General features: G+C 60.4%; 21 protein-coding genes. 14 read left to right on the forward strand and 7 right to left on the reverse strand.

The window, feature by feature from the left end; genetic code table 11:
* Position 1 precedes the first annotated feature (1 nt).
* The 8 genes from JZI28_RS03705 (at position 2) to JZI28_RS03740 (ending at position 7385) form a co-directional block, all read left to right on the forward strand.
* The gene (locus JZI28_RS03705; RefSeq protein ID WP_295447734.1) at positions 2 to 166 is read left to right on the forward strand and encodes a cytochrome C oxidase assembly protein; all 165 of its coding nucleotides are present in this window, start codon (positions 2 to 4) and stop codon (positions 164 to 166) included.
* Positions 166 to 765: a cytochrome c oxidase assembly protein gene (locus JZI28_RS03710; RefSeq protein WP_295447737.1), complete on the forward strand. Its 600-nt coding sequence runs from the start codon at positions 166 to 168 to the stop codon at positions 763 to 765. The genes JZI28_RS03705 and JZI28_RS03710 overlap by 1 nt, the downstream gene beginning before the upstream one ends.
* An 11-nt stretch (positions 766 to 776) precedes the next feature.
* Positions 777 to 1586 (forward strand): cytochrome c oxidase subunit 3, encoded by an 810-nt coding sequence (locus JZI28_RS03715; RefSeq protein WP_349387276.1) that lies wholly within the window; start codon positions 777 to 779, stop codon positions 1584 to 1586.
* A 127-nt stretch (positions 1587 to 1713) separates the two neighbouring features.
* Complete coding sequence (locus JZI28_RS03720) at positions 1714 to 2388, forward strand: SURF1 family protein (RefSeq protein ID WP_375699272.1); 675 nt, start codon at positions 1714 to 1716, stop codon at positions 2386 to 2388.
* 4 nt (positions 2389 to 2392) lie between these two features.
* Entirely contained in the window at positions 2393 to 3778 is a 1386-nt protein-coding gene (thrC, locus tag JZI28_RS03725) for a threonine synthase (RefSeq protein ID WP_375699273.1), read from the forward strand.
* Positions 3779 to 3791: 13 nt separating this feature from the next.
* Positions 3792 to 5054, forward strand: coding sequence for a M16 family metallopeptidase (locus JZI28_RS03730; RefSeq protein ID WP_375699274.1), 1263 nt, complete (start codon positions 3792 to 3794; stop codon positions 5052 to 5054).
* A complete protein-coding gene (locus tag JZI28_RS03735; RefSeq protein WP_295447753.1) occupies positions 5054 to 5638 on the forward strand; it encodes a GNAT family N-acetyltransferase in 585 nt (194 codons plus the stop codon). Before JZI28_RS03730 ends, JZI28_RS03735 begins: the two co-directional genes overlap by 1 nt.
* Positions 5639 to 5954: 316 nt before the next feature.
* Positions 5955 to 7385, forward strand: a complete 1431-nt coding sequence (locus JZI28_RS03740) for an FAD-binding oxidoreductase (protein WP_375699275.1) — start codon at positions 5955 to 5957, stop codon at positions 7383 to 7385.
* Positions 7386 to 7654: 269 nt separating this feature from the next.
* Here the strand turns inward: JZI28_RS03740 and JZI28_RS03745 are convergent, their stop codons facing one another.
* From JZI28_RS03745 to JZI28_RS03760, 4 genes are all read right to left on the reverse strand, one after another.
* Complete coding sequence (locus JZI28_RS03745; protein WP_375699276.1) at positions 7655 to 8194, reverse strand: adenine phosphoribosyltransferase; 540 nt, start codon at positions 8192 to 8194, stop codon at positions 7655 to 7657.
* A 179-nt stretch (positions 8195 to 8373) separates the two neighbouring features.
* Positions 8374 to 9006, reverse strand: coding sequence for a LysE family translocator (locus JZI28_RS03750; protein WP_375699277.1), 633 nt, complete (start codon positions 9004 to 9006; stop codon positions 8374 to 8376).
* A 57-nt stretch (positions 9007 to 9063) separates the two neighbouring features.
* Positions 9064 to 10074, reverse strand: coding sequence for a DUF418 domain-containing protein (locus JZI28_RS03755; RefSeq protein WP_375699278.1), 1011 nt, complete (start codon positions 10072 to 10074; stop codon positions 9064 to 9066).
* Between the two features lie 132 nt (positions 10075 to 10206).
* The gene (locus JZI28_RS03760) at positions 10207 to 11070 is read right to left on the reverse strand and encodes an S-methyl-5'-thioadenosine phosphorylase (RefSeq protein WP_375700075.1); all 864 of its coding nucleotides are present in this window, start codon (positions 11068 to 11070) and stop codon (positions 10207 to 10209) included.
* Positions 11071 to 11495: 425 nt separating this feature from the next.
* Between JZI28_RS03760 and JZI28_RS03765 the strand changes: the two genes are divergently transcribed.
* Positions 11496 to 13139, forward strand: a complete 1644-nt coding sequence (locus JZI28_RS03765) for a SulP family inorganic anion transporter (protein WP_295447769.1) — start codon at positions 11496 to 11498, stop codon at positions 13137 to 13139.
* 149 nt (positions 13140 to 13288) lie between these two features.
* Here JZI28_RS03765 and JZI28_RS03770 read toward each other — a convergent pair whose 3' ends face one another.
* Both JZI28_RS03770 and JZI28_RS03775 read right to left on the reverse strand, forming a co-directional pair.
* Positions 13289 to 13930: a CatB-related O-acetyltransferase gene (locus JZI28_RS03770; protein ID WP_295447772.1), complete on the reverse strand. Its 642-nt coding sequence runs from the start codon at positions 13928 to 13930 to the stop codon at positions 13289 to 13291.
* Between the two features lie 9 nt (positions 13931 to 13939).
* Complete coding sequence (locus JZI28_RS03775; RefSeq protein ID WP_375699279.1) at positions 13940 to 14545, reverse strand: flavin reductase family protein; 606 nt, start codon at positions 14543 to 14545, stop codon at positions 13940 to 13942.
* 92 nt (positions 14546 to 14637) lie between these two features.
* On the opposite strand from JZI28_RS03775, the gene JZI28_RS03780 reads away from it, so the two are divergent.
* The 4 genes from JZI28_RS03780 to JZI28_RS03795 all read left to right on the forward strand — a co-directional run bounded on the left by JZI28_RS03780 (position 14638) and on the right by JZI28_RS03795 (position 17470).
* Positions 14638 to 15183 carry a GNAT family N-acetyltransferase gene (locus tag JZI28_RS03780; RefSeq protein ID WP_375699280.1) on the forward strand — a complete coding sequence of 182 codons (546 nt, stop codon included), beginning with the start codon at positions 14638 to 14640 and terminating at the stop codon, positions 15181 to 15183.
* A 57-nt stretch (positions 15184 to 15240) separates the two neighbouring features.
* Positions 15241 to 16008: an EcsC family protein gene (locus JZI28_RS03785; RefSeq protein ID WP_375699281.1), complete on the forward strand. Its 768-nt coding sequence runs from the start codon at positions 15241 to 15243 to the stop codon at positions 16006 to 16008.
* 185 nt (positions 16009 to 16193) lie between these two features.
* Positions 16194 to 16766, forward strand: coding sequence for a DUF1178 family protein (locus tag JZI28_RS03790; RefSeq protein WP_297341878.1), 573 nt, complete (start codon positions 16194 to 16196; stop codon positions 16764 to 16766).
* 62 nt (positions 16767 to 16828) lie between these two features.
* On the forward strand, positions 16829 to 17470 hold the full coding sequence (locus JZI28_RS03795; RefSeq protein WP_375699282.1) for an SDR family oxidoreductase: 642 nt from the start codon (positions 16829 to 16831) through the stop codon (positions 17468 to 17470).
* A 156-nt stretch (positions 17471 to 17626) separates the two neighbouring features.
* Here the strand turns inward: JZI28_RS03795 and JZI28_RS03800 are convergent, their stop codons facing one another.
* A complete protein-coding gene (locus JZI28_RS03800; RefSeq protein ID WP_375699283.1) occupies positions 17627 to 19423 on the reverse strand; it encodes a trypsin-like peptidase domain-containing protein in 1797 nt (598 codons plus the stop codon).
* Between the two features lie 351 nt (positions 19424 to 19774).
* Between JZI28_RS03800 and JZI28_RS03805 the strand changes: the two genes are divergently transcribed.
* Positions 19775 to 20710 (forward strand): glycine--tRNA ligase subunit alpha, encoded by a 936-nt coding sequence (locus tag JZI28_RS03805; protein ID WP_375700076.1) that lies wholly within the window; start codon positions 19775 to 19777, stop codon positions 20708 to 20710.
* The last annotated feature ends 90 nt before the right edge of the window (positions 20711 to 20800 follow it).

Below are 20800 nucleotides of genomic sequence, written 5' to 3' on the forward strand. Positions count from 1 at the left end.
GATGGCTTTGAACAAAGAACACGACCTGCACAAACGCCGTTTTGGCCGCAATATGGGCGTTGGCCTGTTGCTGGGCAGCTTTGTGGTGCTGGTGCTGGCCTTGACCATCGTCAAGGTGACCTCGAACGGGTTCCAGTTCCCGCAAACACAAAGTGAGCAGAACTGATGGCGCTGCAGGGGCCACAAAAAACAGTTTTGCAGCTGGTGGGTGTTGTCGTCACTATGGGCGCATTGTCCTGGGCCTCGGTGCCGTTTTACGACTGGTTCTGCCGTGTCACCGGCTTTGGTGGCGTCACTGGCGTGGCCGAGCGCGGCTCTGATACGGTTCTGGATAAGACGGTCACCATACGGTTTGACGGTTCCAAAGAACGCGACTTTGCCTGGGAATTCAAACCCGTGCAGCGCGAAATGGAAATTCAGATCGGTGATACTGGTCTGGCCTTTTACGAGGCCTACAATCCAACGGACCGGCCCATTGCCGGCCAGGCCTCTTACAATGTGACGCCCTATTCCGCAGGCGCGTTCTTTGAAAAGATCGACTGCTTCTGCTTTACCGAGCAGGTGCTGCAACCAGGGGAGCGGGTGGAAATGCCCGTGACCTTCTTTGTCGACCCGGAAATCGTTACCGACCGGGACGGGAAATTCGTGCATACGATAACGCTTTCGTACACGTTTTATGAAATCGATCTGCCCGAGGGCTATGCCGCCCTCGATACCGGGGACAACACCGGGGCAGATCTTACTACGAACCAGGCCGACGGGTGAGGGACACTTAAATGGCACACGCTAAAAATCACGATTTTCATATTTTGCCTCCATCAATTCTGCCGTTTCTGGCAGCTGTTGGTGGTTTCATCATGCTCTTTGGTGCTGTTCTGTGGATGCAGGGTATCACGGCCTGGATGTTCTGGGGCGGTCTCGTCATGGTGCTCTATGTCAGCTTTGACTGGTGGTCCCAGATGGTCGTCGAGGCCCGCCAGGGCGATCACGCCCCAGTGGTCCGCATCGGGCTGCGCTACGGTTTCATTCTCTTCGTGATGTCCGAAGTGATGTTCTTCTTTGCTTGGTTCTGGTCGTTCTTCAAACACGCCATGTACCCAATGGAAGAATACTTTGGCACCGAATATGCCAAGCCAGAGATTTACGGGGTGGACCCGTTCCACCTGCCTTTGATCAACACGCTTGTGCTGCTGCTGTCGGGCTGTGCCGTCACCTGGGCGCATCACGCGCTGGTGCACAACAATGACCGCAAGGCGCTGATCCAGGGCCTGTCCATTGGTATCGTGCTTGGCATTTTCTTCACCTTCCTACAGGGCTACGAATACGCCCACCTGCTGCACGAAGGCTGGCAGTTTGGCGGCGATGAGTTCTACTCCAACTTCTTCATGGCAACTGGCTTCCACGGCTTCCACGTCCTGTTGGGCACCATCTTCCTGATTGTGTGCCTGATCCGTGCGATGAAGGGCGATTTCACCCCCGAGCAGCACGTCGGTTTTGAGGCCGCAGCCTGGTACTGGCACTTCGTGGACGTTGTCTGGCTGTTCCTGTTCTTCGCAGTCTATGTCTGGGGCACCTCGGGCTTGTAATCATCAATCCAGTGCCCGGTGGAATGTACCGGGTACATGTTTGAGGTTTCAAAACGACGCAACAGACCGTATCAAGCACAGCGCATGGGGCAACTCATGCGCTGTTTTTTGTGGCAACGGAACTGACATGCAGCGACTGATTTTCCTTTCCGCCATTGGCGGGCTTGGACTGGCGATCCTGCTGGGGCTGGGCACCTGGCAGGTGCAGCGTCTGGCTTGGAAAGCGGATCTATTGGAGGTCATTCAGACCCGCATCGCAGCGACGCCTGTGGATGTCCCGCTGACGCCATCCGAAGCTCAAGACCGCTACCGTGCCGTCACCGCAGCGGGGGAGCTGGGGACGCAGGAACTGCATGTGTTCTGGGTCACCAAAGAGGCCGAAACGGGCTATCGTGTGATCTCTGCCCTGGAAACAGGCGATGGACGCCGTCTGCTTCTGGATCAGGGCTTTGTTCCGGCGGCTGACAAGGATACCCGCCGCAGCTCCGCAGCGGTTTTGGTGACGGGGAACCTTCTGTGGCCGGATGAGGGCGACTGGACCACGCCGGCGCCGGAAGTCGATACCAATATCCTTTATGCACGTGACCTTGCCTATATGGCTGAACAACTGGGCACCGAGCCGGTTTTGATTGTTGCCCGCAGTATCACGCCCGAAACATCCGTGACACCACAGGCTGTGACGGCTGAGGGCATTCCGAACAACCACTTGCAATATGCGATCACCTGGTTTTCGCTGGCCTTTATCTGGGCCGCGATGACTGCCTCTTTTCTATGGCGTTCGCGCGCCAAATCCGAAGGCTGAAGCGATGAAATATATCTCTACCCGTGGGCAGGCGCCCGAGCTGACATTTGAAGAGGCCATGCTGACCGGTCTCGCCCGTGACGGGGGGCTGTATGTGCCTGCCGAGATCCCAACCCTCAGCCGGGATGAGATCGCCGCCCTCTCCGGCCTGTCCTATGAGGAAACTGCCTTTCGGGTGATGAAGCCCTTTCTGGGCGATTGTTTCACCGACGAAGAATTTCGTGACATCATCGAACGCGCCTATGCCGGGTTCAACCACGCCGCCCGCGCGCCGCTGAAACAGCTGGCGCCAAATCACTTCCTGTTGGAACTGTTCCACGGGCCGACGCTGGCCTTCAAAGACTTTGCCATGCAGCTGATTGGTCAGCTGTTTCAGGTGGCACTGCAGCGCCGCAACGATCGCGTCACCATTGCCGGCGCCACCTCTGGCGATACCGGATCTGCGGCGATGGAGGCCTTTCGCGGGCTCAGCAACGTGGATGTCTTTATCCTGTACCCCCATGGCCGGGTGTCCGAGGTGCAGCGCCGCCAGATGACCACACCTGCGGATCAGAACGTACATGCGCTGGCGCTGGAGGGGGACTTTGATGATTGCCAGGCCCGGGTCAAAGACATGTTCAACGACTTTGAGTTCCGCGACGGGGTGAAACTCGCCGGGGTGAATTCGATCAATATCGCGCGGGTGCTGGCGCAGGTGGTCTATTACTTCTCCTCCGCTGTCAGCCTTGGGGCACCGGAACGGGAGGTGAGCTTTACCGTGCCCACCGGTAACTTTGGCGATATCTTTGCAGGCTACATTGCCAAACAGATGGGCCTGCCAATCAAGGATCTGGTGGTGGCCACCAACCAAAACGACATTCTGCACCGCTGTCTCGAAGGTCAGGGCTACCACAAGGGCGATACTGTCCCGTCGATTTCGCCTTCAATGGATATCCAGGTCTCGTCCAACTTTGAACGGGCGCTCTATTTTGCCTATGACAAAGACGCCAGCGCTGTAGCGCAGCTGATGGAGGAGCTGAAGAACGGCGGTTTTGAGGTCAGCCAGGGCGCCATGCAGGCCCTGTCGGAAACCTATAAATCGGGCCGTGCCTCGGAAGAGGAAACCCTGGCGACCATCAAATCCGAGCTTGCGGCCTCGGGTGAGTTGTTGTGCCCCCATGGCGCGGTTGCGGTAAAGGTCGCAGCAGAGCAACGGGCGGCTGATGTGCCTATGATCACCCTGGCGACAGCGCATCCGGCAAAATTCCCGGCAGCGGTGGAAAAGGCCTCTGGTCAATATCCGGACTTGCCGGACCGTATGGCGGATCTGTATGAGCGTGAGGAACGGCTGAGCCGGATCGACAATGATCTGGCGGCCATCGAAGACCACATCAGAAAGAACATCGCATAATGAGATCTATTCAGTGAGCGTCCAACAGCACCAACTCGCCAATGGCTTTCGCATTGTCACCGAGGCCATGCCGGGTCTGCAATCGGCCTCGATCGGTATCTGGGTGACCGCCGGTGGCCGCAATGAACGCCTCGAGCAGAACGGCATTGCGCATTTTCTCGAGCATATGGCGTTCAAGGGCACCAAGCGGCGCAGCGCCCTGCAGATCGCCGAGGCGGTGGAGGATGTGGGCGGTTATATCAACGCCTACACCTCGCGCGAGGTGACTGCCTATTACGCGCGGGTGCTCAAGGATGATGTGCCGCTGGCGCTGGACGTGCTAGCGGATATTCTGCGCAATCCGGTGTTTGACCCGCGCGAGATCGAGGTGGAGCGCGGCGTGATCCTGCAAGAGATCGGCCAGGCGCTGGACACGCCGGACGATGTGATCTTTGATTGGCTGCAGGAAGAAAGCTATCACGACCAGCCGCTGGGCCGCACCATTCTGGGCCCGGCTGAACGGGTCAGCGCCTTCACCCGCGAGGATCTGACACAGTTTGTATCGGAGCATTATGGCCCGGGGCAGATGATCCTGTCAGCAGCCGGCGCGGTGGATCACGACGCACTGGTCAAACTGGCGGAGGATCTGTTTGGCGACATGACGGCGCGGCCAGCACTGGTGATGGAGCCTGCACAGTTCACTGGCGGTGAGGCCCGTCACGCCAAGGATCTGGAGCAGGCGCATTTTGCCCTGTCCTTTGAAAGCCCCGGCTACCGCGATGACGCTATCTATACGGCGCAGATCTATTCGGCCGTCATGGGTGGCGGTATGTCCAGCCGCCTGTTTCAGGAAGTGCGGGAAAAACGCGGGCTTTGCTATACCATCTTTGCCCAGGCTGGCGCCCATGCCGATACCGGCAGCACCACGATCTATGCCGGCACCTCTGCGGATCAGGTCGAAGAACTCGCCCATATCACCGTGGATGAGATGAAGCGCGCCGCAACAGACATGTCGGATGCCGAGGTGGAGCGGGCCCGGGCGCAGATGAAGGCAGGTATGCTGATGGGGCTGGAAAGCCCCACCAACCGCGCCGAACGTCTGGCACGTCTGGTACAGATCTGGAACCGGGTGCCTGCGCTGGAGGAGACGGTGAAACTGATTGATGCCGTCAGCACTGCCGATGTGCGCGCCATGGCCGAACAGCTTGCGGTGCGCGCCCCGGCGGCGATGGCGCTCTATGGGCCTGTTGAGGGCGCCCCCAGCCTCGCCGCGCTGCAGGAGCGCCGTGTTGCCTGATGCTGCTGAGCCGTCGCAAACTTCGACTTGAGACCGAGCGGCTGACGCTGCGCCCACCGGTGCATTCCGATTTCCAGGCCTGGGCGGCGCTGCGCTTGCAAAGCCGCGACTACCTGACCCCCTGGGAGCCCGCCTGGGCGCCCGATCATCTGGGGCGCAAGAGCTTTACCAACCGGGTGTACTGGGCGCAGCGCTCGGTTTCTGGGGGGACGGCGCTACCGCTGTTTCTGATCCGGCGCGAGGATCAGGTAATTGTCGGCGCCATTACCCTGGACAATATCCGCCGCGGCCCGGCCATGGCCGGCACGCTGGGGTACTGGACCGGTCAGCCCTTTGGGCGTCAGGGCTATATGCGCGAGGCCATTGGCACCGTGGTGCATTATGCCTACGGCAAGCTGGATCTCAGCCGGATTGAGGCGGCCTGCCTGCCGGAAAATGCCGCCTCGCGCGGGTTGTTGGAAAAATCCGGGTTCAAATACGAAGGTGTTGCCCAGTCCTATCTGCAAATTGCCGGACGCTGGCGCACCCATGTTCTATATGCCGCTCTGCGCCATGACCGTCGGGGCCGCACACAGGCGGGGTAGCTGCTGTTACCGATGGGGGAAGATATTGGCTGGGTGTCTTATCAGACCTGATTGCGGATAAAAGGGGGGGCTCCCGCCCCTTTTGCGATAGCCCCCTGCCTGACGGCCCGGGTCTGTCACATAAGCGTTGGGCCCGGCGCCGCGCAAGCGCGCGGCGCGGGTGCTCCCAGTGCCAGCAGACTGGAAACCCGTCTGGCAACCAGTCTGGCACCCCGTGGCGCATTTTGGCGTTTTTCAAACCGATGATCTGCTTCTTAACCGGGATAGGTCGGCGAGAAAAGCTTGCCACGGGGGCTGGGATTAGAGATGCAGGGGCATGAGCTATTCACCTGCAGATGCCGCCTTCGCCGCCAGCCTGACCGCTTCCTTGCCTGAGGGGGTGTTGAGCCCCTGCGCGCCGAGATACCTGGAGGAGCCGCGCGGGCGCTACCAGGGACAGGCGGGGCTATTGGCCAAACCAAACAGCACCGCAGAGGTGGCAACGCTGTTGCGCGCCGCCAACGCCGCCCGTGTGCCGGTGGTGCCCTACGGGGGCGGCACCGGGTTGGTTGGCGGCCAGGTGAAGCCGGAGGGGGCAGCGCCCCTGGTGATCTCACTGGAACGCATGTCCCGGATCCGTGCTGTCTATCCACAGGAAAACGTTATCCTGGCAGAAGCCGGCGCTATTTTGGCTGATGTACAGCAGGCTGCTCTGGCGCAGGAGCGGCTGTTTCCGTTGTCCTTGGCGGCGGAGGGTACCGCCCGCATCGGTGGCAACCTGGCCACCAACGCAGGCGGGGTTAACGTGCTGCGCTATGGCAATGCCCGTGACCTGTGCCTGGGGCTGGAGGCTGTTTTGCCAAGTGGCGAGATCTGGAGCGGGCTGACCCGGCTGCGCAAAGATAATACCGGCTATGACCTGCGCAACCTTTTGATCGGCTCTGAGGGCACTCTGGGGGTGATCACGGCTGCGGCGCTCAAGCTGTCGCCGATCCCCGCCCATCAGGGTGTGGCACTGTTTGTGGTGCCGTCGCCAGAGGCGGCAATCGCGCTGCTGGCATTGGCGCGGGACCAACTGGGCGAGGCCGTGAGCGCCTTTGAGCTGATGCACCGGCAAGGGCTGGCGTTTCTTGCTCAGCACCTGCCGCAGCTGCGCCAACCCTTTGCCCAAGCGCCGCAATGGTCGGTTCTGATTGATCTGGGGTTGGCCCGTGGGCAGGATCCGGTTGCTGCCTTGTCCGATCTGTTTGAAGCTGCGGTTGAGGCTGGGTTGGCTGAGGATGGGGTGATTGCGCAGTCAAAAGCGCAGGCTCAGGCACTCTGGGCGGTCCGCGAGCAAATTCCGGAGGCGAACCGTCTGGTTGGGTCGATTTCAAGTCACGACATTTCGGTGCCGATCTCGGTTATTCCCGATTTTATCCGACGCGGGGGCGAAGCAATTGCTGCTTTGGGGGAGGGGGATATGCGCATCAACTGTTTTGGCCACTTGGGCGATGGCAACCTGCACTACAATGTCTTTCCCGCAGAGGGGCGGTCGCGCAGCGACTATGACGACCTGCGTGGTGCAGTGAAAACCGTGGTGCATGATCTGGTGCAGGATATGGGTGGGTCTTTTAGCGCAGAACATGGCTTGGGCCGGATGAAGGTTGCCGACCTGCAGTCCTATGGTGACCCGGTGAAGCTGGCAATGATGCAGGCTATCAAACAGGCACTGGACCCTCGGGGGATCATGAACCCTGGCGCAGTCTTCCCGTCACTGGAGCCTTGAAACCAGAGAACCAGCAACATGAAACAAGAAAAAGGGGGGGCTCCCGCGCAGCCTGCTCCCTCCTATTCGGAGGAAGGGCTGCTTGGGCCCGGCGCCGCGCTGACGCGCGGCGCGCCTTTTTGGCTCTTTGAGCCAAAAAGGCCATGCCCAACGGGAAGGTTTCCCCTTTAGGGGAGACCTGACGGGCGGGAGCCCCCCGGCTGCTGTAAACTGGCGTGCCGGTGGGCGGTCCTGTGCCTGGCTCTACAGCCTATTCGCAGATGTTTTGTCTATTCGCCGTCAAATTCACACAGAACATGTACATCCATGCCAAGGTCTTCCAGAATCTTGCGACCGCCCAGATCCGGCAGGTCGACGATAAAGGCGCAGGAGATGATTTCTCCACCCAGGCGTTCGATCAGTTTGATGCCGGCAGAGGCCGTGCCGCCGGTGGCCAGGAGGTCATCCACCACCAGAACCTTTTCACCGGGCTGGATCGCGTCTTCATGGATCTCCACAATGGCTTCGCCATATTCCAGCTTGTAATCTTGGCTCAGGGTGCGGCCCGGCAATTTTCCCTTTTTGCGGATGGGAACAAACCCAACACTGAGCTGATGGGCAATGGCGCCACCCATGATAAAGCCACGGGCCTCCAGCCTCACCACTTTGTCGATCCGCTCTCCAGCATAGGGGTGCAGCATCTGATCAATGGCCATGCGAAATCCGCGCGGGTCGGCAAAAAGCGTGGTGACATCGCGAAACATGATCCCTTCGTGAGGGAAATCAACGATGGTACGGATGTAGTCTTTCACGGCGGTTTTTTTGGGCATGGGGGGCTTTCTCTTGCTTGGGCAGGTCTTGGCAGGTCGGCGACGATACGGCTTTGTCTCTGTTGCGTCCCAGCCATCAGGGACGGCCAACAGGAACGGTCACCGGGGTTTGGCCAGCAGGGTTTGGCGCAAGCTGTCCCCGCGTGCAAGGGGCAAGCAGGCTGCCCCCCGCGGGAACGTCAGGTCGGGCGGCGCAGCAGCGCGGTGGCCAGTCCCATAGCGATGAGCGCCCCGCCACCGACCCGGGTCAGGTGTGCAATTGCCGTGGGGCGCGCGATCCAGCGCCGCAACCGATCCGCCAGCAGCGCATAGGCCATGGCATTGACAGCGGCCAGGGCCACGAAGGTGGCAATCAGGGCCAGAAACTGCGGTGCCAGCGCCTCGCTTGGACGGATAAACTGCGGTACAAAGGCGATGAAAAAGGCAATGGATTTTGGATTCAGCGCGGTGACCACAGCCATGTGGCCAAAAACCCCGCGCGCGGTGACCGCATCCGGGCTGGCCAGGTGCTCCAACCCGCTGCTGCCAGAGGCGCTGCGCCACAGCTTGACCCCCAGCCACAAAAGATAGGCCGCCCCGACCCATTTCAGCGCGGTGAACAGGGTTGCAGAGGCCATGACCAAGGCGCCAAGCCCGGCCAGGGATGCGGTCATAGCGATCAGATCACCAAAGGCCACGCCCAGAGCAGAGGCCATGGCCACCGGGCGCCCCTTGGACAGGGCATAGCTCAGCACCAGCAGCACGGTGGGGCCGGGGATCAACAGCAGGGCTGCAGAGGCGGCGGCAAAGGCCAGCCAAAGTGTGACGTCCATTGTATCCCTCTCTTCTCTGCACGCTCAGCACAGCAAAGACAGCGGCTTTGAGGCAGGTCAACGGAAAATTTCAGAGACCCGCCGCATTAGGGCTTCGAGGGGGCCACGGGGAGTGAGGAGCGTCCAAACCCAGGTCAGCATCATCGACAGAGCGCAAAAGCCGAGGCTAAAGCCAAAGATGGCCTCTGGCGACAGCGACCCATCCAGCTGTCCCATGGCTTCAAGCGTGCCCATGCCCAGCAGAATATGGGCAACATAGAGGCTGAGCGCCATACGCCCCGGCGCTGCCAGCCATTCGGCCAGGCCGAACCGATCCAGCAGGCCTTCCAGGCGCAACAGGGCTCCGATCATCACACAGGCACTGCCACTGGCGGCAATCAGGTAACAGGGGCCCGGCGGCAGTGAGGCGGTGCCCAGGAGCTCAGCCAGTTGTGGATCCTTGATAATCACACCTGGGAGTGCGGCAAGCAGGCTGGCGGCCAGCCCCCACAGGATCAACCGGTTTTGCGTTGCCTTTTGTGCCAGATCCTGGCGCCCGATCCACATGCCCAAAAACACAAAGCTGACCCAGGGAAACACCGGATGCCAGCCGTTAAAAAACGAGTGCCGCAGAAAGCCCTCCAGGGTCCAGAAATCCGAATAGGCGAGGGTCTGCCAATTCCAATGGGCCTCATAGTCGAGCAAAATCAGGCCGGCAAAACCAAGCGCCATTGCGGAAAAAGCAGCCAGCAAAAGCCGCTGTGGTGCAGCGTTTAGAAAGGGCAGGGCAACCAGGAAATACAGGGCGTAAAAATGTAGGATATCCGCCTCAAAGATGGTGAGATTTGCCAAGCCCAAGACAAAAAGCGCACCGGCCCGGGCTGCAACAACCCGTTTGGGGGGCTGGCTGAGGGTCAGACCGATCCCGGCCAGAATGACAAAGAGGGCGGCGGCACGTCCCTCCAGCGCATTGGTTAGGAGTGAGGCGAAATCGTTGCCTGGGCTCACCTGGGCTGCAATTCTAAAATTCACCAGCACCATGCCGCAAAAGGCAATAAACCGGGCGATATCCAATCCGTGAAGACGCATGTTGTTATTATCTCGTCAAAAAACTTGGGGACGCGTGCTGTCTATCAAGGGATGAAACCGTGGGAAATAAAGGGGGCGGTCGAAAAAAAACCGCCCCCTCTGTGGTGTTGCCGGGGGTCTGTTGGCGGCAGACTAGCCCAAGACACGCCCAGCCACCGCGTCCAGTTTTGCCAGCAGGGCGGGGTCGCGTTTGTCAGGTGCCGTCATCACGGCAAACTCCAGGGCACGATCACAGCCATGGGGGCAAAGGTCGCGTTGTTTGCCCAGCAGAGCGGGCAGGCGGCGCACCAGGTCGCGGCCATTGTTGGAGTTGCCCTGAAGGGTGGCCAAAATGTCGCTGATATCCACCGCGCCATGCTCAGGATGCCAGCTGTCATAATCGGTGACCATGGCGATGGAGGCATAGCAGAGCTCTGCTTCGCGGGCCAGTTTGGCCTCTGGCATATTGGTCATGCCGATAACATCGCAGCCCCAGCTTTCGCGGTACATCTTGCTTTCGGCCATGGAGGAAAACTGCGGCCCCTCCATACAGAGATAGGTGCCGCCGCGATGCACGGTGACCCCGGCCAATTTGGCGGCTTCTTCGGCCGCATCAGAGAGCCGCGCACAGGTGGGGTGGGCGGTGCTGACATGGGCGACGCAGCCGGTGCCAAAAAAGCTTTTGTCACGGGCAAAAGTGCGGTCGATGAACTGGTCAATGATGACAAAATCCCCCGGCGCCATTTCTTCGCGGAACGATCCGCAGGCAGAGACGGAAAACACATCTGTCGCGCCCAACCGTTTGAGCGCGTCAATATTGGCGCGGTAGGGGACTTCGGTCGGTGAATGCACATGGCCACGGCCATGGCGCGGCAGAAAGGCCATTTTGACCCCATCCAGATGTCCAGTGAGGATCTGATCCGAGGGCGCACCCCAGGGGGTGTCGACAGAGACCCATTCAGCGGCTTCCAGCCCGTCGATTTCGTAAATGCCCGAGCCGCCTATGACGGCGATCATGGTGTCCTGTGTCACGTGCTACACTCCTGTTTTTCCACTTTACTGGCGCTATACAGGGTTGTGCCTGCCCAGATGTGGTTTGACAACTGCCGGGACTGTGGCTGCAGTGTGTTTGCGCCTCCGGCGGAGGTATTTTTGGCAAGATGAAAGGTTGGGTGCCGTGCGCAGGGGGGGCGGTGTTTTTGTTGGCGGGGTCAACGGCCGCGTGCCCTAGCCAGGTTTCACCAACGCTGGTGATGCTGTCTGTTATAGTGTCTGGGGCTGCGGTTGGCAGCGCAGCTGGCGATTGCTGCCTGGAAGTGACGTTTTGCGGACCTGCCTTTGGTTGCGGGCGCGGCAGGAAGGGCTCTGCCCTTGTGCAATCGGCGAATTTCCGCTAGGGGCGGGCAGCGAACACCAAGCTCCTCCAATCACAGGTATCCCCCATGAGACGCGCCGCCATGGCCCTGCTGGCCAATCATATTTCCCCGCCGAACCTTTCGATCATGCAGGACGAGGGCTGGTCAGTTGCCCGCGTGCGCACCGAGATCCTGTCAGGGTTCACTGTTTCCCTGGCTCTGGTCCCCGAGGCGGTGGCCTTTGCCTTTGTTGCTGGGGTGCATCCTCTGGTGGGGCTGTATGCTGCTTTTCTGGTGGGGCTGGTCACGGCGCTGATTGGCGGGCGTCCGGGGATGATTTCTGGGGCCACCGGGGCACTGGCGGTTGTCATGGTGGCATTGGTCGCAGAGCACGGGGTTGAGTATCTTTTTGCCACTGTGGTTTTGATGGGTATCCTGCAGGTGATTGCTGGGGTGATGCATTGGGGGAAATTTATCCGCTTGGTGCCGCATCCGGTGATGCTGGGGTTTGTCAACGGCTTGGCGATTGTGATTTTCCTCGCTCAGATGACCCAGTTCAAAGTGCCGGGCACAGGGGGCGCTGAGTGGCTGTCGGGCATGCCGATGATGCTGATGCTGGGCCTTGTTGGGCTGACCATGGTGATCATCTGGGCGACGCCACGGATCACCTCGATCATTCCGGCGCCATTGGCCGGGATTGGCATTGTGGCCGGGATTGTCATTATCTTTGGTCTGGATGTGCCCCGGGTGGGGGATATGGCCTCGATCAAGGGGGCTTTGCCGTCCATTCACAACCCCTTTGGCTCCGGGCTCGGCATCTATGGTGACATGCTGGCGCCGTTCAATCTGGAAACCTTGAAAATCATCCTGCCCTATGCGGTCATTCTGGCCGCCATTGGTCTGATTGAGAGCCTGCTGACCCTGAACCTGGTGGGTGAAATCACCGGCAAGCGGGGGGGCGCCAGCCAAGAATGTATCGCGCAGGGGACTGCCAATGTGATCACCGGCTTCTTTGGTGGTATGGGCGGCTGTGCCATGATCGGCCAGTCGATGATCAATGTGAAATCTGGCGGTCGTACCCGGATTGCCGGCATTGTGGCGGCGCTGTGCCTGCTGGCCTTTATCGTGGTGGCCTCGCCGCTGATTGAGCAGATTCCGCTGGCGGCGCTGGTTGGGGTGATGTTCATGGTGGTGATCGGAACCTTTGCCTGGAACAGCCTGAAGATCATGACCAAAGTTCCGCCCATGGATGCCTTTGTGATTGTGTTGGTGACCGTGGTGACGGTGATGAGCGATTTGGCCATTGCGGTTGTAGTGGGTGTGATTGTCTCGGCCCTGGCCTATGCTTGGAGCAACGCGCGCCGCATTCATGCGATCACCCGGCAATCCGAAAGCGAAGCGGGGGCCAAGGTTTATGAGATCGAAGGGCCGCTGTTCTTTGGCTCTACCGACGGGTTTATTGAGCTGTTTGATGTCGAGAATGACCCGGACAAGGTGATTGTCGAGTTTGGCCGCAGCCGCGTGGTTGATCAATCTGCGCTGCAAGCCATTGAGGTGATTGCGGGCAAATATGAGGCGGCGGGTAAGGAGCTGATGTTGCGGCACCTTAGCCGAGACTGCCATGAGCTATTGACCAAAGCGGGCCATTTGATGATCGATAGCGACGACGATCCAGAGTATCAGGTGGCGGCGGATTATTCTGTCAAGACCGGGGTCCTGGGGGGGCACTAGCGTCCCAAGCCACCCTGCTGTTGTAGAGCGGTCGCGCCCCAGATGGGGCGCGGCTGTTTTGTTTTAGAGACAGGCCTCTGAAGTGTTGGACCAAACAGCAGGTTGGAGCTGCTGCTGGTGTTGGAGGCCCTGACAAGCTGGAGGCCCTGTCAGTCGGGGGCGAGGCTTTCCAGCATCTCCAGATCTCCTGCCAGCAGCGCAGGTTCGGCGCGAGCCAGCAGCTCTTGCGGCCAGTGCCACCATTTCAGCGACAACAGGCGGGCGATCTGAGGCTTGGAAAAGCGAAATCGTTGCAGGCTGGCCGGATTGCCGGTGACAATGCCATAGGGCGGGACAGTACCCCGCACCACAGACCCGGCGCCAATGATAGCGCCATCGCCGATACGGGCGCCGGGCAGGATCAGGGCGCCATAGCCAATCCACACATCATTGCCGATCACGGTGTCGCGGGTGTCTGGCTGAAAACCGGCCATTTGTGCCGGATCAAACACCGGGAACGGATAACAGCTGATGCCATCCTGCGCGTGATTGGCGGAGGCGGTGATAAAACGCACCCCATGGGCAATCTGGCAGAACCGCCCAATCACCAGGCGTTCGCGGGCGCCGGCAAAGAGATAGGGCGCAAGGTGGCTGGCCCAGTCCTGCGGCGGCGCAAAGTCCGAGGCGTAGCTGAAGTCGCCAACCTGAAAGTTGGGGTGGGTGATGGCCTGCGAGAGCATCACGGTGCCGGCATGGGCCTGGCCATCGGGGAGGACAATGGGATTGCGTAGGGCGGGATTTGGGAGGGGCATCAGTGGGGCTCAATCATCAGGGCGCGCCAGCGAGAACACATCCCGCACGACGGTATAATCACGGTAGCCCATACGGGCCAGGGGGTGGAAGGTTGTGACGTCAAAAATGCCATCGCGCAGGCAGTCATCGCGCAGGTGAATGCCGGTGACCTCGCCAAAGGCGACGCGGTTTGCCACACCGGGCAGGGTGACGATCTGGGTTAGTTTGCATTCCAGGGCTGCGGGGGCACCTTCAATGCGGGCGCAGTTGATGGTGTCGCATTCCACCGCTGTGAGACCTGCATGGGAGAACTCGTCCGCCTCTTTGGGCAGCATCTCGGAACTGGCGTTCATCGCGTCACGCATCTCATAAGCTACGATGTTGACACAGAACACGCCGGTGTCTTCGATGTTTGCAAGGCTGTCCTTGGTGCCGGGTTGGTCGTCCTTGCTACCGGTGGAGGCAAACATCACCTGCGGCGGCGTATAGGCGACGCCGTTGAAAAAGGAATAGGGGGCCAGATTGTTACTGCCATCCTCTGCACGGGAGGATATCCAGCCGATCGGACGAGGGGTGATCAGGGCATTAAAGGGGTTATGCGGCAACCCATGGCCGTCTTCGGGGCGGTAGAACATGGCGCGACTCCAATTGTTTGCCCCAGACTTACGCCCGTGCTAGGGCGATTTCCAGCCCCTTGAGGTGAGGGCAGGGACGGAGAGCAAACGGCGTGATTGAACTCATGGCAGAACAGCCCGGCGATCGCTGGGAGGTGGAGGCGCTGTATGATCTGTGCTTTGCGCCGGGACGAGAGGCTTTGTCGTCTTACCGGCTGCGCGATGACGTGCCACCTGTTCCGGGGTTGAGCCAGGTCGCCCGCGACGAATTGGGCATTCTGGCCGGGGCCATCCGATTCTGGCCCGTCCATATCGAGCCCCCGAGCCCGGCTGCAGGCGATTTACCCAGCACGTCCGATCCGGTAACAGCACTGCTGTTGGGGCCGGTGGCGGTGCATCCCACCCACCAAGGCGAGGGGCTGGGCGGCTCGCTTATCCGTGACAGCCTGGCCAAGGCAGCCGAGCAGGGCTGGCACCGGGTCATGCTGGTGGGGGACGCCCCCTACTACAGCCGTTTTGGCTTTGAGCGGCTGTCGGATGTGGAAATGCCGCCTCCCACCAACCCGGAGCGGGTGCTGGGGCTGGGCGCGCAATCCGGGGCCTGGGAAGGGGTCCGGGGCCGGGTTATCCGCTGGCAGGGAGCAGAGCTCACGGCCTGACGGACTTGAAACCGGCGTGACGGGAGCCAATCTCTTTGACAGAGAGGGCCAAAGCACATGAGCGAAATACTGCAGCAGTCCCGCAGCCTGTCACCCGGTGAAATAGAGGTCGAACTGGAGGCCCTGGCGCGGCGCTACCGGGCGGCAAGCGGTCTGGGGGTGAACCTGCTGAATGTGATCGGCGGGCAAGTCGAGAGCTTTTTGGCGCAGATGCCCGCTGGGGCGCGCGCCCAGATGGGGCAGGCCACTGAGCGGGCCTTGCATTTGGCGATGCAGGCTGCGCGACAGTCACGACGCGTGGTGCCGGGGCAATCGCGTCGGGTGAACCGTTTGGTCAGCACCGCGATGGGGGCAGCCGGCGGGGCTGCCGGATTGCCGGGAGCCCTGGTCGAGCTGCCCGCCACAACCGCCTTTTTGCTACGCACGATCCAGGATGCCGCTGCGGCCGAAGGATTTGCCCCGAATGCCGAGAGCGTCATGTTTGATTGCCTGCGGGTCTTTGCCTCGGCGGGACCGCTGGCGCGGGATGATGGCAGCGACACCGCTTTTGTCTCTTTGCGGTTCAGCCTGTCTGGCCAGGCGCTCAATCAGATCATTGCCACTGTGGCGCCGCGATTGGCCACTGCGATGGGGCAAAAACTTGCCGCTCAATCGGTGCCCATCCTTGGGGCGGCTGCTGGGGCGACGGTGAACTATGTCTATTGCGGCTACTACCATGAGGTCGCCTTGGTGCATTTTGGCCTGCGCCGCCTTGCGATCGAGGCGGATCAGCCAGAGGCGGAGCTGCTGGCGAATTTTGTCAGCCGTTTGCCAGTGAATGGCTAGGATCGAAACCGGCCGCGGATCTCCAGGCTTGCCACCAAAGGTGTGAGGTCCGTTGGGTTGCGGAAACAAACAGCGGCCTTTGGCGGGGCATCAGGACAACACCCGGACGGGGCTGCGGCATATTTCCCCTCTTGATCTTGTATTTGTTCGCCCGTTAATCAGAAAAGCCTGCTACGAGTAAGAGAATGATAAACTACAGCCTTAAATGCGCCCAAGGGCATAGCTTTGACAGCTGGTTTCAATCCGCGTCCGCTTTTGACAAATTGGCGGCAGCCGGTCTGGTCGCCTGTGCCTATTGCGGCAGTAGCAAAGTCGAGAAAGCCATCATGGCGCCACGGGTGCGCACCGGACGCAAAGCGGTGTCTGGTATGGGGGAGCCAGAGCAAAACCTGCCAGCGACGCCAGAGCATCAAAATACGCCCTCTGCTTCCGCCCAGGGTGATGCCCCTGCAGGGACTGCTGGCCCTGACAGCAGCCCAGACCGTGGCCCTGAACGTGGACCGGGCGCGCTGAGCACCCCGATGAGCAGTGAGGCGGCAGAGATGCAAAAGGCCTTGGGCGATTTGCGCCGCAAGGTGGAAGAAAACTCTGATTATGTGGGTAAGGATTTTGCCAGCGAGGCCCGTGCCATGCATCTGGGTGATGCGCCGGAACGTGCAATCCATGGCGAGGCCAAGCCGGAAGAGGCCAAGGCCTTGATTGAAGAGGGGATCCCGGTTGTGCCGCTGCCCTTTGGGCGCAGTCGCAAAACCAACTAAAGGTCTTCACAAATGAACCACCCACAGTATTACCTGTATGACCAAGTGAGAGGCAAATTCTTATGCATGTAGTGATTACCGGTGCAAATCGCGGAATTGGCCGCGAGATGGCGTCTCAGTACAGTGGGGCAGGCCATGTGGTGACAGGAACCGCCCGCGATGGCGCATCTGAGGTGACGCTGGATGTGACCGACCCAGATCAACAGGCACAGTTTGCGGCGCATCTTGGCGATCGTCCGATTGATTTGCTGGTCTGCAACGCGGGGGTCTATCTCGATAAGGGGCTGGCACTGGAAGATTATACAGCCGATATCTGGAGCCAGAGCATGGCCGCAAATGTGACCGGGGTGTTTCTTACCGTTCAGGCGCTGTTGCCCAATCTGCGGTTGGGGACGGCACCAAAGATCGCAATCATTTCGTCGCAGATGGCCAGCCATGCGCGGGCACCTGGGGGCAGCTATGCCTATCGGGCTTCCAAAGCGGCTGTGCTGAACTTGGGGCGCAACCTTGCCACCGATCTTAAGCCAGAAGGCATTGCTGTTGGGATCTATCATCCGGGGTGGGTGCGCACGGAAATGGGCGGTGAGGCAGGCGACATCAGTGTTGAGGAATCGGCCTCTGGCTTGATCCGGGAATTTGATGCACTAACCATAGAGATCACAGGCTGTTTTCATACCTGGGACGGGCGTATTCACGCCTACTGACAGGCGGTCGGCGGCTGGTTTTGGTGGGTGGTGTTGGCCACCACAAGGGCAACAAAAAAGACGCTGGTGGGATGTCCACCAGCGTCTTTTCGTTGTGAACCCCAGAGCCAGCGCCGTGCCGCCTCTGGGGATGGTCTAAGATCAGGCTAAGCGTGCTTATTCCCAGCAGCTGACCAGAACTGTCATTCCGGTGGCCCGGTTCACCAGGGCCTGGTTTGGCAGGGCAGCACCTGCGAGCTGGGTCTGAACCTCAAGACCTGCGGCCTCCATGGCGCCGCGAATGGTCTCGGCATTTGCCGCAAAGCTCACCCCGGCGGGCAGCTGACGGCCCTGTGCTGTTTGGGGCAGCAACATGCCAAGCACCGCACCAGAGGCATCCACCACCGGGCCACCCGCGTCCCCAGGCTGGGCGGCAAGCGCCAGCCGTGCAACACTGGTATCCCCTTCCAGGCTTTTGACGTCGGCCAGTTTTCCCCAGGTCAGGCTGGGGGCTCCCAGCACACCTTCGTAGGAAAAGCCGGAAACGGCGATTTCGGATTGCAGCCGTGGGCTTTGCGGGCTCAACTCAGCCACCGCGATCGGCGCCAGGGACTGGGTCGACCGCAGGATCGCCATGCCGGATTGGGTATCGGCGCTGACAACTTCGGCGCGGTAGCCGTAATCCAGGGTGACCCGGGTGCAGCCCTGAACCACATCGGCGGTGGTCACAACCACACCATCGCTGCTGACAAAAAAGCCAGAGCGCGACATTTTGGGTTTGCGGATTTCCAGACCGGACAGCAGGTCTATGTCCTGCTGAATATCGCCGCCTGCGGAATCGTCCAGCACGCCTTCGCTGCGCTCAAAGCTCGCCTGCATGGCGGAGAGAACGCGGCTGCGGCGGGCCTCATCGCCGGCTGGCCAGATGAGGGTGAAGCCCTTGATCTCACCGTTTTTGAGGCTGGCCTGGGTAAAGGAGACAAGGCGGCTGTTGCGCCCTTCCAGGGTGAAACTGTCGTTTTCACGCTCGCGCGGGCCTTCCAGGGGCACAATTTCCAAAGTCTGCATGATGTCATACAGGCCATAAAGCGTGCTTTTGTCGCCACGCTGGCTGATCAGCAGCACCCGGACACCCAGATCGCCGGAGCTGTCGTAATGGGCAAAGGGGGGCTCATATCGACTAAAGGTGACTTCATCTGCGGGGATTTCCAGCGAGATACCAGCCTGCGTGTCGATAATGCGGCGCATGCCAACCGAGATCAGCGGCGCGTTGTAGTCGTCCAGCAGAATCTGGCGCTGTGCCGTGGTCAGAACGCCGGTGATCTCAAACCCCTTGGCGGCTTGCCAATCGGACATGGAGCTGCGGGTGCCGCGGCCAAAGGCGCCATCAATGGCCGAGTTGTAGAACCCGGCGGCCTGGAGTGCGATTTGCAGTTCTTTGCGCTCATCTCGGCTCAACGTCCGCTCGCTGCGCCGGGCTTCGGCGGGGCTTTCGTCGGGCAGGGCTGGGGGGCTCGGTTCCGCGATCACCACGGGGTCTGCGGTCTGCGTCTGTGGTGCCGTTGTCGCCTCAGCAGTGGCACCCGTTGCTGGGGCCTGGGCTGGCTGGGTGGTCTGCGCAGTGTCTTCCCCCAATGGGTAGAACTGATTGCGCAGGTTGTTGGGCAGGGCGATAAAACTGTCGCGCGGGATCTGCCCTTCAGAGCGGTAGACCTGCAACACACGATTCGCGTCTTCGCGGGTGTAGGGACCGATCAAGACACCATACCAGCCACCGACAAGCGAGAAGCCGGCAACATCAGGGATCTTGGCGGCAAAAACCTGTGCTTCTTGGTTGGCCGAGGCCAGGGTGGGGCGTGCCGCCACCTGGATCCAGACTGTGTCCTGTGGGTTTTGCTGCGCTTGCGCTGGTACAGCTAGAAGCATGGCAAGCGCATTGAGCGACAGGACCAATGCGGCAATCATTTTTCTCATTCTCAGGACCCTATCCCGGTAAACCAAATTATTGCCGCGCAGATAAGCATTTTGTGGCGGCAAAGGAAACGCCCCTTGCAGGGGGGAATTCCACACTTGATGCAGCAATCTGGTGATTATGGCCTTAATGCCACGACAAAATGTCATGTTGAGACGCCCTGTGGTTCCTTGGTCACTGATCTGCGCCGCATTGGCTGCTTCTAGCCGTTGACCCCGCCGGGGGGCTTGCATAGGAAGAAAGCCGCATTTGCTGCTTATACGAGGGATTTGGATATGACCCAGACCGCCACCCCGACCGCCACCCAGGCGACCGGTCAGACCGTGGGCCAGACTGTAGGCCAGACGGGCATGATGACAGCTGGCGCGACCAGATCCACTCCGCGCTCTTTCCAGGAGATCATCTTGCGGCTGCAAAGCTATTGGGCCGCCAAGGGCTGCGCCATCATGCAGCCCTATGACATGGAAGTGGGCGCCGGTACCTTTCACCCGGCGACAACCCTGCGCTCATTGGGCAGCAAGCCCTGGGCCGCAGCCTATGTGCAGCCCTCGCGCCGCCCCACCGACGGGCGCTACGGTGAAAATCCCAACCGGTTGCAGCACTACTACCAGTTTCAGGCCCTGATCAAACCCAGCCCGCCCAATCTGCAAGAGCTGTATCTGGGCAGTCTAGAGGCGATTGGCATTGATATGGATATGCACGATATCCGCTTTGTCGAGGATGACTGGGAAAGCCCGACGCTGGGCGCCTGGGGGCTGGGCTGGGAAGTCTGGTGCGATGGTATGGAAGTCAGCCAGTTCACTTATTTTCAGCAGGTTGGCGGCCACGACTGTCACCCGGTTTCCGGTGAGCTGACCTATGGTCTGGAACGTCTGGCGATGTATGTGCTGGGGGTTGACCATGTGATGGACATGCCCTTCAACGACCCGCAGGCGCCAATCCCGCTGACCTATGGGGATGTGTTCAAACAGACCGAAGAAGAATACGCCCGCTGGAACTTTGACGTGGCCAACACCGCAGTGCTGCTGCGCCACTTTGAAGAGGCCGAGGCCGAATGTGCCACCATTCTGGCGCAGGACCATGTGGATCCCAAGACCGGCAAGCGCATCATCATGGCGCATCCGGCCTATGATCAATGCATCAAGGCCAGCCATATCTTTAACCTGCTGGACGCGCGCGGTGTGATCTCGGTGACAGAGCGCCAGGCCTATATTGGCCGGGTGCGCACACTCGCAAAACAATGTGCTGACGCCTTTGTACAGACCAGCGCGGGCGGTTTTTCGGGCTAACCCAGGTTTGGGTGTCAATTGGGCCATGCCCCACCTGTGCACTGCTGGGCGGGGCATCGGTGTGAGGCTGGCGACAGAATAAGGGCGATT

Source organism: Pseudophaeobacter sp. TrK17 (genome assembly GCF_042192375.1).
Taxonomy (GTDB): Bacteria; Pseudomonadota; Alphaproteobacteria; order Rhodobacterales; family Rhodobacteraceae; genus Pseudophaeobacter.

Excerpts from the sequence above, each read along its gene's own strand:
- JZI28_RS03705 (WP_295447734.1), top strand. The coding sequence starts at position 2 with ATGGCTTTGAACAAAGAACACGACCTGCACAAACGCCGTTTTGGCCGC.
- JZI28_RS03710 (WP_295447737.1), top strand. The coding sequence starts at position 166 with ATGGCGCTGCAGGGGCCACAAAAAACAGTTTTGCAGCTGGTGGGTGTT.
- JZI28_RS03715 (WP_349387276.1), top strand. The coding sequence starts at position 777 with ATGGCACACGCTAAAAATCACGATTTTCATATTTTGCCTCCATCAATT.
- JZI28_RS03720 (WP_375699272.1), top strand. The coding sequence starts at position 1,714 with ATGCAGCGACTGATTTTCCTTTCCGCCATTGGCGGGCTTGGACTGGCG.
- thrC (WP_375699273.1), top strand. The coding sequence starts at position 2,393 with ATGAAATATATCTCTACCCGTGGGCAGGCGCCCGAGCTGACATTTGAA.
- JZI28_RS03735 (WP_295447753.1), top strand. The coding sequence starts at position 5,054 with ATGCTGCTGAGCCGTCGCAAACTTCGACTTGAGACCGAGCGGCTGACG.
- JZI28_RS03740 (WP_375699275.1), top strand. The coding sequence starts at position 5,955 with ATGAGCTATTCACCTGCAGATGCCGCCTTCGCCGCCAGCCTGACCGCT.
- JZI28_RS03745 (WP_375699276.1), bottom strand. The coding sequence starts at position 8,194 with ATGCCCAAAAAAACCGCCGTGAAAGACTACATCCGTACCATCGTTGAT.
- JZI28_RS03750 (WP_375699277.1), bottom strand. The coding sequence starts at position 9,006 with ATGGACGTCACACTTTGGCTGGCCTTTGCCGCCGCCTCTGCAGCCCTG.
- JZI28_RS03755 (WP_375699278.1), bottom strand. The coding sequence starts at position 10,074 with ATGCGTCTTCACGGATTGGATATCGCCCGGTTTATTGCCTTTTGCGGC.
- JZI28_RS03760 (WP_375700075.1), bottom strand. The coding sequence starts at position 11,070 with ATGATCGCCGTCATAGGCGGCTCGGGCATTTACGAAATCGACGGGCTG.
- JZI28_RS03765 (WP_295447769.1), top strand. The coding sequence starts at position 11,496 with ATGAGACGCGCCGCCATGGCCCTGCTGGCCAATCATATTTCCCCGCCG.
- JZI28_RS03770 (WP_295447772.1), bottom strand. The coding sequence starts at position 13,930 with ATGCCCCTCCCAAATCCCGCCCTACGCAATCCCATTGTCCTCCCCGAT.
- JZI28_RS03775 (WP_375699279.1), bottom strand. The coding sequence starts at position 14,545 with ATGTTCTACCGCCCCGAAGACGGCCATGGGTTGCCGCATAACCCCTTT.
- JZI28_RS03785 (WP_375699281.1), top strand. The coding sequence starts at position 15,241 with ATGAGCGAAATACTGCAGCAGTCCCGCAGCCTGTCACCCGGTGAAATA.
- JZI28_RS03790 (WP_297341878.1), top strand. The coding sequence starts at position 16,194 with ATGATAAACTACAGCCTTAAATGCGCCCAAGGGCATAGCTTTGACAGC.
- JZI28_RS03795 (WP_375699282.1), top strand. The coding sequence starts at position 16,829 with ATGCATGTAGTGATTACCGGTGCAAATCGCGGAATTGGCCGCGAGATG.
- JZI28_RS03800 (WP_375699283.1), bottom strand. The coding sequence starts at position 19,423 with ATGAGAAAAATGATTGCCGCATTGGTCCTGTCGCTCAATGCGCTTGCC.
- JZI28_RS03805 (WP_375700076.1), top strand. The coding sequence starts at position 19,775 with ATGACAGCTGGCGCGACCAGATCCACTCCGCGCTCTTTCCAGGAGATC.